Here is a 12,912-nt window from a genome sequence, read left to right on the forward strand (position 1 = left end):
TCCCGTCTGCGTGGCATGAACAGGATGTGGAAATGGCTGGACCGCTATATGTGGCTGATCCCTCTGGGGCTTCCCGGCGTGGGTATTCTTGAGGGGGTAGGTTTCCATATCTTTGAACCGGCTGCGTTCAATGGCATGGTGATTGTTCTCTTCTCCGTGCTGCTGCTTTTCCACTGCCTTTTTGGGCTGCTGGCGTGCATCCTTCTGTTCCGGAAAGGTTTGTGGCTAATGGTTCCGGTATGCCTTCTGGTGTATGGAATGACTTCCCTTATTTATTTTTCCGTGCTGTGGGGACCGCTGAACGTTGTGCTGCAATAATGCTGAGAACGGTGATGCATCCCGCCTGAAAAACAGGCTGAAGAAAAAAGGCGCCCCCAATCCTTACCGCCTGTTGATGCGGGCCACTTCCCGCTGGGCTTCCCGCATTTCCACGCGGGCCTTGAGGTCGTAGCGCTGGTCGCGGTGGGTCTTGCCTTTGCCCAGCCCCAGGGCCAGCTTGACCTTGCCGTTTTTCCAGTACAGCTTGAGGGCTACGAGGGAACAGCCCTTCTGGGAGACCTGTTGTTCCAGCTTAAAGATTTCCCGCTTGTGGAGCAGCAGGCGGCGGGGGCGGCGCGCCTTGTGCTGGAAAAATTCCCCGGCCGTCTCCCACGGCTGGATGTCACAACCGTACAGGAGCATCTGGCCGTTTTCCACTCTGGCGAATGCATCGGCAATGTTCACCTTTCCGGCACGGATGGATTTGACTTCCGTGCCTTTGAGTTCCAGCCCGCATTCGCAGGTATCCAGGATTTCGTAGTCCCGGCGGGCTTTTTTATTGGAGGAGATGTCTGCGCTCATGTTCGGCGGGGATGAAAAAGCCCCGGGCCAGAAGAACCGGGGGCTTGATGAAGGGGATGGGTTCCGGATGGGAACGGGAGGGGGCAGGGGAGTTACTGGGCGGCCTCCTGCAGGGTGTCGGAGGGGACGTGATAGACAAGCTTGCCTTCAATAATCTCCGTCAGGGCGATGTTCGCGTTTCCCATATGGGGCGTGGTGGGAATCAGCGGAGCACGGCCGCTGTTGAGCTGGGCGACGCGGCGGGAAACCACGTTAATCAGCAGCTGGGGCTCGGGAATGATTTTGGAGGCTTGTTCGACAAGTTCGGCTTTCATGTAAAATAGATGTAGGATCTCCTGATGCGGGAAAACATATAAATGTTTTTTTCGGGAAAAATCAACCCCATATTACGGCATGACGGCCTGCCGTTCACTCGGCGACAGCTCCTTCCATGTGCCCGGCTCCAGGCCGTCCAGCGGCAAATTCCCTATCCTGACACGCAGGAGCCTGAGCGTAGGAAAACCCGTGGCCGCGGTCATGCGCCGCACCTGGCGGTTTTTGCCCTCCACCAGCGTGAGCTCCAGCCATGCGGTCGGAATATTGGCCCGGAAGCGGACGGGCGGTTCCCGCGGCGGGACGTCCGGTTCTCCGGGAATGAGGCGCGCGCGGCACGGCAGGGTGCGGTAGTCCCGGATGAGGATGCCGCCGCGTTCCAGCGGGAGTAAGTCCCGCGGGGAAGGTCTCCCCTCCACCTGGCTCCAGTACGTTCTGGGATGCCTGTTCCGCGGATTCAACAGGCGGTCCACCAGCTTTTTTTCATCGGAGAGCAGCAGGAGCCCTTCCGAATCCGAGTCCAGGCGGCCTACGGGATAGACGCCGGACGGAAATCCGAATTCAGCCAGAGTCCTGTGGTGGGGCGCCTCCCGTGTGAATTGGGAAAGCACTCCGTAGGGTTTGTTGAAAGCCAGAATCATGCGGTGCGGGCGCAGTTTATCATGCTCCGGAAGCTTTGGCACGAGAAATGGAAGCGGCTTGACTTGCCTCCCCTCCGGCCTGAAAGTGTGCCCATGCAAGCAAGAATCCTGGGCTGCATATTGGCCTGCTGCCTCGTCGGATGGGTGCAGGCCGCTCCCGATGCGGCGGAAGTGAAAGGGAAGATAGCGCGGAAAATTTGGCAGAACGAGTGTTCCGGAACCGTCAGGGGGCTGGTGTCCTGGAACCGCGGAGAGGCTTTTCCATCCCTGGGCATAGGGCATTTTATCTGGTTCCCGACCGGAGTCCGGGAGAAGTTTGAAGAGAGTTTCCCTCCATTTGTCGAGTTTTGCAGGAGAAGGGGCGCCCGCCTGCCTGAATGGTGTTACGGCCCCGCGCCGTGGAAGACCCGTGAGGAATTTATCAGGGCGGATGTCCGGGGAGGCCTTCCGGACCGCATGCGCCAGTGGCTGTCCAGTCCGGCGGCCCTCCAAATGCAGACGGATTTTATCATCAACCGTTCTCTGGCGGCCCTGGACCGCATCAGGAAACAGTCCCGCCGCCCCGGTGAAATGGCGGCCAGGTACAATGCCGTGGCGGCGGCGCCCAATGGCATGTATGCCTTGATCGACTACGTCAATTTCAAGGGGGAGGGCACGAATCCCTCGGAACAGTATCGCGGGCAGGGCTGGGGGCTCAGGCAGGTTCTGGAGGAAATGCGCCCGGCTTCTCCCGGCCAGCCGGCCGCGGTTGAATTTGCGGAAGCGGCCAAGAGGGTGCTTCAACGGCGGGTGGACAACAGTCCTCCCGGGCGGGGCGAGGGTCGCTGGCTGGCCGGATGGAAGAACCGCTGCGACACCTACAAGAAGGGTCTGTGACGGAATATCCCCGTTCCGATAACGTTCCGGGCGTGTAATTATCCTTGACCTGTCGCGGTTTAGGGTGTAATTCCCTCACTCATTCTAAGACTTCGCTGAATTTATGCCAAACACCAAAGAAGAAACTACGCTGATTTTATTGAAACCCGACTGCGTTCGGAAAAATCTTTCCGGCACCATCCTGAAACGCTTGTTGTCTGAAGGGTTTCGCTTGCGTGGCATAAAGATGATTCAGCTTGATGAACCCATTCTCCGGGAGCATTACGCCCATATCCTGGATCTCGTCGTCAATGGAGAGCTCCTGTTCCCCAAACTTCTTGATTTCATGACCAGTTCCCCCGTCATTGCCATTGCGCTGAAAGGGCCGGGCGTCATCGTCCGCGTGCGGGAACTGCTGGGGCCCACCAATTCCCAGAAAGCCGACAAGGGTACTATTCGCGGCGATTATGGAACGGACAGCATGATGAACGTGTGCCATGCTTCCGACAGCAGCGAATCAGCGGAAATAGAATTGAAGAGGTTTTTCCGGGAAGAGGAACTGTTCGACAGCCTCAACTAAAATTTCATCATCCGGTTATTCGGGGCCGCATCTGCTTTTGCTGGTGCGGCCCTGTTTCATGAAAACGGAAGGCATTAGAAGAGATGCCGGCCGTTTTTACGGCATCATGCGTGCCGCCGCCGGGAACAGAACGGCTATTTTTCCCAGGGGGTGGTCAGGTACAGGAACGCCTTTTTCAGGCGGTAGGCTTCGCGGAGAAAGCCGTCCATGATGTTGTTATAACTTTGTCTGGAAAAGGAATAGCCGTAAACGCGCTTGATAGCGGCGTCTTCTCCGTGCTGCTTTTGGCGTTTCAGTTCGGACTCCATGTCCAGGCACTCGATGTTCGGAGCGCTCAGGTTGTCTCCGTGCCAGCGGAAGTCCGCCAGCAATTTATTGTAATGGGCGAATTTTTTGCCGGCGCGTCCCAGCCGCGCGTAATATTCCCCGTCCATATCGTAATGGAAGCGTTCATCCAGCAGGATACCTTCGTCAATGGTCGTGGAACGGCGCAGGAACAGGGCGGTGGACGCCAGATAGGTGCCGTACCAGATATGCATGCTCAGGCTGTACGGCAGAGCTTTCATGGAACGCTGGACGCCGCCGTCCGGGCCGATGAAGTTCCAGGCGCCGTACACGACGTCCGCATCCGGGCGGGAATCGGCAAAAGCCTTGATGGCGGCCAGGGCTCCCGGAAGAAGCCTGTCGTCCGTGTTCAGCCACATGACCCATTTGCCCGTGGCCTTGAGGAAACCGCGGTTGATGCCTTCCGACATGCCGGAGTCCTTTTCCACATGCAGTTTCAGGTGGGGATATTCCCGCAGAATATCCAGCGTGCCGTCCGTGGAGCCCGCGTCCTGGATGATGTGTTCAAACGTGGCCCCTTCCTGGCCCAGGACGCTTTCAATGCATTCCCGGACATAGGTAGCGTAGTTGAAACTGGGGGTGACAATGGAGAAATCCGGTTCCGTGTCCATAGTGGAAAATGGGGATTCGGATGTTCAGGAACGCTCTCTGGCTATGTAAATAGGGCGCCTTTTCACTTCCGTATAGGTCTTGGCCAGGTATTGGCCCAAAATGCCCAGGCACAGCAGGATGATGCCGCCCATCAGGCAGAAGATGCAGACCATGGAGGTCCAGCCGTAGGCGGAATGGTGCCAGATAAGTTCCCGGACCATCAGGACAATGATGGAAAGGAAAGAGATGAGGGAGAGCATCACCCCGATGATGGACGCCAGCGCCAAAGGAACCGTGGAAAACGCGACAATGCCTTCAATGGAATACAGGAAGAGCTTGAAGAAGGACCATTTGGTTTTTCCCGCTACACGCTCCACATTTTCATATTCAAACCATTTGGTACGGAAGCCCACCCATTCGTACAGCCCTTTGGAAAAACGGTTGTATTCCTTGAGTGAGAGCAGGGCTTCCAGAACGGGGCGCGTCATCAGCTTGTAGTCCCGGGCTCCGTCCACGATGTGCGTGTCCGAAATCCTGTTGATGGTCTTGTAAAAGGCACGGGCAAAGAAGGAGCGGAGCGCGGGTTCCCCCTCCCGGGTAGTCCGGCGGGTGCCGGCGCAGTCGTATCCTTCCTCTTCAATGGCTGCGAGCATGTCCGGGAGCAGGGAGGGAGGATCCTGCAGGTCTACGTCCATCACGGCGGCATAATCGCCCGTAGCGGCTTCCAGCCCGGCGTAAATGGCCGCCTCCTTCCCGAAGTTGCGGGAAAAGGAGATGAATCTTATTTCCGGAGACTCCGCCGTCAGGTCCTTGATCGTTTGCAGGGTATGGTCCGTGGACCCGTCGTCTACGAAGATGAGTTCCCTCTCATAACCATTCAAGTGCTCGCTGAATACCCGGTCCACTTCTTTCTTGAATTCCGGGATGGCTTGTTCTTCATTCAGACAGGGAATAATCAGGGAAATACGCTTCATACCAATGAGCACAATATATGCCTGTCCCTCTACCGATTCCAGAAAATAAGTGTTTTGAACGCACAACAGCCTTTCCCCCGCCGGGAGGGAAAGGCTGCCGAAAACCGGTCAACCGGGAAAAAGGCCGGATTTTAGAATTTGGGCAGATTGCCGATGTCGTCCTGGTTTTCAGGGGCGCGCGGATCTCTCAGGTCGCTGTCTCCGTCCTTGCCGAAGCTCCAGAAGTCGTAGTCCGGGTTTTGTCCCGTTCCCATCTTCAGGTTTTTGGCACTGGCGGACTTGGTGGGAAGGGCCTGCTCGCTGCCCAGGCGGTAGCGGTAGGGAGAACCCCACGGGTCCGTCAGGATGTACAGGGTCACCTGCTGCCCGGCCTTGGTCACCTTGATCTGCCGGACAAGCGGGTTGCTCTTGGGCTGGGTGGCGGGGTTCATCTCGTCGTTGTAAATGGTGGCGTCCCTGGCGGGAACGCCTTCATTCTTGTAGTCGCCGAACAGGGCCATGTAAACAACGTTGGAACTGAATTCCTCGCCGTCCGCCACGGCTGCCCCGTGGTTGCGGAAGGGGGCTTCCGTTCCGTAGGGATAGCGGTCATGGTCGTTATGGTAGCTGGACAGCCCCATTTCAATCTTGCGGACGATGGATTCCGCGGCCTGCTCGTTCTTCCTGGTTTCAAGCCATGTGTAGATGGAGATGGTCAATGTGGCAAGCACCACGATGATAACCATGACCACCAGGATTTCCATGAGAGTGAAGCCCCTTTCCGCCCGCAGGCGGCTGTATGAGGTGCGAATCTTCATCTGCGTTTTCCGTAAGGGGGTTAACCCATCTTTTCAATGACCTGGAGAAGGGGCAGGAACATGGCGAACACGATGCCGCCGACGACCACGGCCAAGAACACGATCATGATGGGTTCCAGCATGGAGGTCATGGCGCCCACGGCGTTGTCCACTTCGTCGTCGTACACGTCGGCAACCTTGAGGAGCATGTCCGGGAGCTGGCCGGTTTCTTCACCCACGTCCACCATGGAAATCACCATGGGCGGGAAGAGTTTGGAGGAAGACATGGGCGTGACCACGGATTCCCCTTCCTTCACGGAGTCGTGAATGAGGCCGATGGCGTCGCCGACGATCATGTTGCCCGCCGTATCCTTCGTGATGGTCAGTGCCTGGAGGATGGGCACGCCGGAAGTAACCAGGGTGCCGAAGGTCCGGGCGAACCGCGCAATGGCGCTCTTGCTCTGCACGTTGCCGATAACCGGCATGGTCAGCAGGGCGGAGTCTATCTTGCGGCGGCCGTTGGGTGTCTTGCTCATGGCCACGAAAATGGAGTACAGGATGGCGACAATGGCTGCCAGAATGACGGCGTTCGGCACGAATAAGGGGGCGGCCATGAACCAGTCGCTGATACCGAACACGAATTCGGAAATGGCGGGCAATTCCTGGTTCTGTTCCGCGAACATGGTCTTGAACTTCGGCACGATGACCAGCATCAGGAAGATCACGATGCCTACTGCAATGAACAGCACGATGGAGGGATACACCATGGCGGAAATGACCTTGCTTTTCAACTTCTGGGCCTTTTCCTGATATTCCGCCAGACGGTTGAGCACGACTTCCAGCACACCACCGAGTTCCCCTGCCTTCACCATGTTGACGAAGAGGCGGTCGAAAATGCGGGGGTGTTGCGCCAGCGCTTCGGAGAACGTGGAGCCTCCCTGCACGGAGTCGCCCAGGGCTTCAATAGTTACGCGCAGGGTGGGGTTTGCTTCCTGCTTGGCCAGCACGTTTAAGCTCTGGAGCAGGGGCAGGCCCGCATCAATCAGGGTGGCGAGCTGGCGGGTGAAAATCATCAGGGCCTTGGCCTTGATTCTGCCGCCCAGCTTGCCTTTCTTGCCTTTGGCTCCCTTGGCCTTCTTCTTGGTCGCACCCGTTTCCTGGAGCTTGCCTTTTCCGGCTTCTACAATCTGGGTAGGGTACAGGCCGTGCGCCCGGATGGACTCCATGGCCTCCGCTTCCGAATTGGCCTCCAGGGTCCCCGTTTTCTGGTCGCCTTTATGGTCAAGTGCTGTATATTGATATTTAGGCATATATATTGTTTTTTAAGTGTTCGCTGCTTGATAGGTGAAATGGTAGTGTGGCTTTCCGCTGCTCCATTAAGTGTATTTCAGCACTTCTTCAATGGTGGTATTGCCGTCGTAAATGTTCCTCAGGCCGTCTTCGCGCAGGGTGGACATGCCCATTTCAATCGCTTTCTGTTTCAGCACCACGGAAGGGGCTCGGTCCGTGATCATGTCCCGCAGGGTGTCGTTGATGTCCAGGAGTTCGTAGATGCCTTTCCGGCCCTTGTAGCCCGAGTTGGAGCATTTGTCACAACCCCGGCCCGTATAGAAGTGCTTGTCCCCCAGTTCGTAGGGAGAAACGCCAAGCTGGGAGAGGATGCTGGAGGAAGGTTCGTATGGCGTGCGGCAGTCCGGGCAGATGGTGCGCACGAGGCGCTGGGCCAGTACCCCTTCCAGGGAAGCTGCCACCAGGAAGGGCTCACAGCCCATGTCCACCAGACGTGTGATGGCTCCGGCGGAGTCGTTCGTATGCAGGGTGGAAAGCACCAGGTGGCCCGTCAGGGATGCCTGGATGGCGATCTGGGCCGTGGCCATGTCTCGCATTTCCCCCACCAGGATGCGGTCCGGGTCCTGTCGCAGGAAGGCGCGGAGCACCATCGGGAAGTCCAGGCCAATGGCCTCGTTGATCGGAATCTGGATGATGCCGTCAATGTCGTATTCCACCGGGTCTTCCGCCGTCAGCACCTTGGAGTCGATCGTGTTGATTTCCCTTAGAGCCGCATACAGCGTGGTGGTTTTCCCGGCGCCGGTGGGGCCGGTGACGATGAAAATGCCGTTAGGCTTGTGAACCGTATCCAGAATGTATTCGTGGATGTGGGGGGGAAGGCCCAGGTTGTCCAGGTTCAGATTGACGGAGGAACGGTCCAGAACGCGGAGCACCACGGATTCCCCGTACTGGGTGGGAAGGGTGGAAACACGCATGTCCACGGACCGGTCACCTATCTGCTTGACGATTCGGCCGTCCTGCGGCACACGGCGTTCCGCGATGTTCATGTTGGACATGACCTTTACACGGGAGATGACCGGGACGGACAGGTGGACGGGCGGCGGCTGCATTTCATAGAGGGCGCCGTCCACGCGGTAGCGGATCTTGAACTCCTTTTCAAAGGGTTCAAAGTGAATGTCGGAGGCTTTTTCCTTGATGGCCTGGGTGATGACCAGGTCCACAAAGCGGATCACGGGAGCAGCGGCGGAGTCTTCCGTCTCATTGCTGACTTCCATGTTGTTGAGCTCCTGCATCAGGTCTTTCATGGCGGCGGATTCCCCGCCGTACAATTCGTTGATGCGGTCGGTAATCTGATAGTCCGGCGCTACAAGAACATGGATGTCCTGGCCGAGGGCGAAACGCAGGTCTTCCACCGTTTGGGGGTTCAGGGGGTCCACCAGACAGACGTACAGGCCCTCAGGCCCATAGCGGACGGGCAGCGCGCCATGCAGGCGAACGAGCGTGGCGGGCATCATGTTTTGTACGTTGGGGTCCGGGTGGAAATTGTCCAGCGTGATGAATTCCGTACCCAGGTCGCTGGCGATCATCTGCCAGATGTCGTCCTTGTTGCCGATGATGCCAAAGTCCGCGAGCACTTCCGGCAGTTCCTTGCCGGAGGTCGCCATTTCCTCCTTGATGTCCTTGGCTAGGGACTTGTCGATCATTCCCCGGCCGATGAAAAGTTCCAGTGTGAGATTGGTGTCCATAATGTTCTGAGTGGATTGCGGGGAAAAATCAGTTGGCGTCTCCCATGGTGACGTTCAGCACTTCTTCCGGAGAGGTGAGGCCGGCCAGCACCTTGCGCACGCCGTCTTCTCTCAGGGTTCTCATGCCCAGCTCCCGCGCGCGCTTGCGCAACTGGGGGGAGGTGAGGTTTTCGTTGATCATGCGGCGAACTTCATCGTCGATCTCGAAAATTTCGAACAGGCCCATTCGTCCCTTGAAGCCTCCGCCGCGGCAGAAGTCACAGCCGTGGGGCGCCTTGATCTGGCCCGGCGTGACGCGGGACATGTCGATGTTCAACGTGTGGGCCTGCTTTTCCGTCAGGTTGCCGTCCACCTTGCAGCGGTCGCACAGCTTGCGGACAAGGCGCTGCGCCATGATGGCGCGGACGGAGGAGGCGATCAGGAAACGCTTGATGCCGATGTCCGCCAGACGGGCTACGGCGCTGGGGGCGTCATTGGTGTGCAGGGTGGAGAACACCAGGTGGCCCGTCAGGGAGGCGTTGATGGCGATGCTGGCCGTTTCCATGTCTCGGATTTCCCCGATCATGATGATGTTGGGAGCCTGGCGCAGCATGGCGCGCAAAGCAGCGGCGAAGGTCATGCCGATGTCCGCCTTCACCATCACCTGGTTGATGCCGGAAAGTTCGTATTCAACGGGGTCTTCCACCGTGATGATCTTTTTGTCCGGGCGGTTGATGTGGTTAAGGCACGCGTACAGAGTCGTCGTTTTACCGGAACCGGTGGGACCGGTCACGAGGATGATGCCGTCGGGCAGGGTGATCAGGCGGTCGAACACGGCTTCGTCGTCGGAAAAGAAGCCCAGCTGCGGAAGGCCGAGCACCAGGGCGGACTTGTCCAGAATACGCATGACAATGCTTTCCCCGTGGTTGCTGGGGACGGAAGAGACACGAAGGTCGATTTGGCGGTCCCCGATGGTCATCTGGATTCGGCCGTCCTGCGGCATGCGTTTTTCAGCAATACTCATCGTGGTGCTCATCACCTTGAGGCGGGCGATGATGGGACTGAGAAGCTTCTTGGGATGGGTGGCCACCTCCACCAGCTTGCCGTCCACGCGGTAGCGGATGCGGAGCCGGTTTTCCATGGGTTCAATGTGAATATCGGATGCGCGCATCTTGAACGCATCCACTAGCATCTGCTGCACCAGGCGGATGATAGGGGCGTCTCCGTCTTCTCCGTCAGCGCCGCTGCCTGCATCCGGAAGGGTCATGTCCCGGTAGAATTCCTTCAGCCGGCTTTCCACCGCACTGCGCGTGGCTACGCTGAAAATTACGTCGCGGCCCAGCAGCTGGGGCAGGCTGTCCATGGTTTCCAGATTCAGCGGATCATCAATAGCCACATTTACGGAAAAGCCGTCGTCAGAAATCGGAATGGCCCGGAAACGCCGGGCCAGTTCCGGGCTGATGATTTCCCTGACTTCCTGGGGAATGTGCATGGACCCCAGGTCCACTACGGGAAGCAGGGAATTGGAGGCACTCACCTGCGCGATGACGTCTTCCGTGAGGTAATTGGACTGGATGAGAAAATCAATCAGGTCCTGGGTGGGAGATTTTTGGCTGCGCGCGTATTGAAGAATTTCTTCATTCAAATACCCGGCCTGCGTAAGAAGTTCGATGAGATATGATTCGTTGGCGTACACGTCGATCTCTGGATTCTATTGTTGGAAATCTGCCGGAACGAATCGGCAGGATACTCCCCTATTTCTGACAGGTTCCGGGCGCAAAGTCAACTTAGCTTCCCTCAAAAGATCATTTTTTTTCAGGGATGACGGTGACGGGGCGCAGCCTTTTCCCCGGAGGGACGCTTCGGCTGTCTGCGGAATGCCATGAAAGAAGGGCAACTTCCCGTTTCCGGAACGTTTACCGGGGGATGCCGGAAAGCAATTCCTCCAGTTCCCGCAGGCTGGAAACGCGTACCAGCCGGGAACGCATCTCCTTGGCTCCGGGAAACCCCTTCGTGTAGGCCAGAATGCGGGACCTCATATGGCGCATGGTGTGGAGTTCGTCGCCGTAATGGCCGGAATTCAGGGCCATCCGCGTATGGCGCAGGATCAGGTCCGTCTTCTCCCGGGGCTGCCTGGCCGGCGGCAGGACGCCGTGCAGCAGGAAATACTTGGCATCCGCAAAGATCCACGGATTTTCCATGGCCGCACGGCCTATCATGACGCCGCTGACGGCAGTGTTCTCTTTCACATAAGCTACGGCCTGGGCCGTGGCAATGTCTCCGTTGCCGATAACCGGGACGGACATGGCACGAGCGCATTCGTCAATAATGTCCCAGTTGGCGGCGCCGGAATACTGCTGGGAACGGGTGCGCCCGTGAATGGTGATCATGGAGATGCCCGCATCCTCCAGCAGACGGCACGCATCCATTGCGCACAGATTCTGGAAATCCCAGCCGATGCGTATTTTTGCCGTGACTGGGATACGGTCGCCCACCGCCTTCACGACTCCGGCCGCCACGGAAGCCAGCAGGGGCAGGTCCTTCAGCAGGGACGACCCTCCATTCTTGCCGACCACCTTCGGAACCGGGCATCCGAAGTTGATGTCAATGAAATCCGGTTTCTCGTGGTCCAGAATGATTCTGGCAGCTTCCCCCATGTGGGCGCCGTCCGCACCGAAAAGCTGGATGCCTATGGGGCGGTGCGATTCTTCAATTTTGGTATATCTTCTATTCCTTTCCCAAGCCTGGAGAATGCCTTCCGCGGAAACGAACTCCGTCACCATCACGTCCGCTCCCAGTTCCTTGCAGATGGTGCGGAAAATGGGGTCTGTCACCCCGGCCATGGGAGCCAGAAACAGCGGGAAATCCGTTTTGATGAACGGCAGGGGGAAGGAGGATGTGGGTTCGGGAAAAGTCATGGTTCCTTAGAATGACGCTAACATGGCTGCACAGCCTGTTCAAGCGTCTTGACTGTTCCGGCGGAAACACAAAAAAGTAACCAGTTTGTAACTTTCCGGATGCATGGAGAGAATGATACAATAACAGAATGAAACTGATGAATATTTGTTGTGTTGCCCTGTTTCCTCTTGCTGCGTGGGGAGCCGGGGCGTCTTCCGGGAACGCCGTCCAGGCCGTGCCGAACGCCGTGAAACCCGCCACCTATGAAAAGGCTTGTCAGATAGTGGAGGAATGGATTGATCAAATAGCCGGGAAAGGCGAGTTGCCCTCCAACAAACTGTCCAACCTTCAACAGGCTTTGAAAGCATTGAGCCAGGGGGCGGATATTCACGGACGGGAGGGACGCAGGACATTGATGGCCTCCGCGGCTCTGGGCAGGAAAGATATTTTTGACTTCCTGCTGGGCCGGGGAGCCGTTCCCGGAAAAGGGGAAAAATTGAATGCCCTGTTCCGGGAAGCTGTTTGCGGTAAAAATGCCGCGATTGCGGAATGGCTTTTCAAACAGGGAGCGGATGTCAACAGCGCCGGACGGATGGGAAGCACCCCCCTCATGCTGGCCGCCTGCCGGAATGACCGTGACATGGTTGATTTGCTGCTCGGATGGAAGGCCGATCCCGACGCCGTCAACGAGCAGGGGGAAACCGCCGCTGATTATGCCCTCGGCAGTGGCTGCCGGGAACTGGGCCAATATCTCAAAAGCAACATGAACAGGAAAGGGGCGGACCAATAAGCTCATCACATGGAAAAAGGCCTCTGATCCGTCTTTTTCCTCCCTCTTCTGCCGGGGCATAAAAAATGGGTTTTATATACTTAAGTTCAGACTCACGGAACTGTTTTATTCTTCTTGCTTTTGCCCCTTCTAAACGTCCCGCATGAGTGATTTTTAGATAACGAATTCCAATTTCCGCGAGCATGGCTTCCCATCCTTCTCCATTGGCAGATTCTAGGAAAGCAATAAGTTTGCCGCCTGTGTTCCGGTTCTCGTGTAAACGCGGAGAAAAGGTGATGGATTGTTAGACTAAAGTT

At 57.3% G+C, this 12,912-nt stretch carries 14 protein-coding genes; 4 read left to right on the forward strand and 10 right to left on the reverse strand.

The window, feature by feature from the left end; all coding sequences use genetic code 11:
* The first annotated feature begins 15 nt into the window (after positions 1-15).
* Positions 16-318, forward strand: coding sequence for a hypothetical protein (locus V3C19_RS04050; RefSeq protein WP_130083371.1), 303 nt, complete (start codon positions 16-18; stop codon positions 316-318).
* A 63-nt stretch (positions 319-381) separates the two neighbouring features.
* Here the strand turns inward: V3C19_RS04050 and smpB are convergent, their stop codons facing one another.
* The 3 genes from smpB to V3C19_RS04065 form a co-directional block, all read right to left on the reverse strand.
* Positions 382-840 (reverse strand): SsrA-binding protein SmpB, encoded by a 459-nt coding sequence (gene smpB, locus V3C19_RS04055; protein ID WP_130083372.1) that lies wholly within the window; start codon positions 838-840, stop codon positions 382-384.
* A gap of 92 nt (positions 841-932) precedes the next feature.
* Positions 933-1,154, reverse strand: coding sequence for a DNA-directed RNA polymerase subunit omega (locus V3C19_RS04060; protein WP_067571584.1), 222 nt, complete (start codon positions 1,152-1,154; stop codon positions 933-935).
* A gap of 72 nt (positions 1,155-1,226) precedes the next feature.
* A complete protein-coding gene (locus tag V3C19_RS04065) occupies positions 1,227-1,793 on the reverse strand; it encodes a pseudouridine synthase (protein WP_295932193.1) in 567 nt (188 codons plus the stop codon).
* Positions 1,794-1,886: 93 nt separating this feature from the next.
* On the opposite strand from V3C19_RS04065, the gene V3C19_RS04070 reads away from it, so the two are divergent.
* Both V3C19_RS04070 and V3C19_RS04075 read left to right on the forward strand, forming a co-directional pair.
* The gene (locus V3C19_RS04070) at positions 1,887-2,669 is read left to right on the forward strand and encodes a hypothetical protein (RefSeq protein ID WP_295932191.1); all 783 of its coding nucleotides are present in this window, start codon (positions 1,887-1,889) and stop codon (positions 2,667-2,669) included.
* 103 nt (positions 2,670-2,772) lie between these two features.
* Entirely contained in the window at positions 2,773-3,228 is a 456-nt protein-coding gene (locus tag V3C19_RS04075) for a nucleoside-diphosphate kinase (protein ID WP_130083375.1), read from the forward strand.
* A 134-nt stretch (positions 3,229-3,362) separates the two neighbouring features.
* Here V3C19_RS04075 and V3C19_RS04080 read toward each other — a convergent pair whose 3' ends face one another.
* The 7 genes from V3C19_RS04080 to dusB form a co-directional block, all read right to left on the reverse strand.
* Positions 3,363-4,184 (reverse strand): glycosyltransferase family 2 protein, encoded by an 822-nt coding sequence (locus V3C19_RS04080; RefSeq protein WP_295932188.1) that lies wholly within the window; start codon positions 4,182-4,184, stop codon positions 3,363-3,365.
* Between the two features lie 24 nt (positions 4,185-4,208).
* Complete coding sequence (locus V3C19_RS04085; protein WP_130083377.1) at positions 4,209-5,138, reverse strand: glycosyltransferase family 2 protein; 930 nt, start codon at positions 5,136-5,138, stop codon at positions 4,209-4,211.
* A 131-nt stretch (positions 5,139-5,269) separates the two neighbouring features.
* Complete coding sequence (locus V3C19_RS04090) at positions 5,270-5,935, reverse strand: prepilin-type N-terminal cleavage/methylation domain-containing protein (protein ID WP_130083378.1); 666 nt, start codon at positions 5,933-5,935, stop codon at positions 5,270-5,272.
* 20 nt (positions 5,936-5,955) lie between these two features.
* Positions 5,956-7,224 (reverse strand): type II secretion system F family protein, encoded by a 1,269-nt coding sequence (locus V3C19_RS04095; RefSeq protein WP_130083379.1) that lies wholly within the window; start codon positions 7,222-7,224, stop codon positions 5,956-5,958.
* 66 nt (positions 7,225-7,290) lie between these two features.
* On the reverse strand, positions 7,291-8,949 hold the full coding sequence (locus V3C19_RS04100; protein ID WP_130083380.1) for a GspE/PulE family protein: 1,659 nt from the start codon (positions 8,947-8,949) through the stop codon (positions 7,291-7,293).
* Between the two features lie 28 nt (positions 8,950-8,977).
* The gene (locus tag V3C19_RS04105) at positions 8,978-10,624 is read right to left on the reverse strand and encodes an ATPase, T2SS/T4P/T4SS family (protein ID WP_130083381.1); all 1,647 of its coding nucleotides are present in this window, start codon (positions 10,622-10,624) and stop codon (positions 8,978-8,980) included.
* A gap of 220 nt (positions 10,625-10,844) precedes the next feature.
* Positions 10,845-11,846, reverse strand: coding sequence for a tRNA dihydrouridine synthase DusB (dusB, locus tag V3C19_RS04110; RefSeq protein ID WP_130083382.1), 1,002 nt, complete (start codon positions 11,844-11,846; stop codon positions 10,845-10,847).
* Between the two features lie 128 nt (positions 11,847-11,974).
* Between dusB and V3C19_RS04115 the strand changes: the two genes are divergently transcribed.
* Positions 11,975-12,616, forward strand: coding sequence for an ankyrin repeat domain-containing protein (locus tag V3C19_RS04115; protein WP_302388949.1), 642 nt, complete (start codon positions 11,975-11,977; stop codon positions 12,614-12,616).
* The last annotated feature ends 296 nt before the right edge of the window (positions 12,617-12,912 follow it).

Origin of the sequence: Akkermansia sp. AE01SA01, assembly GCF_036417395.1 — a bacterium.
In the GTDB taxonomy this organism is placed as follows: Bacteria; Verrucomicrobiota; Verrucomicrobiia; order Verrucomicrobiales; family Akkermansiaceae; genus Akkermansia.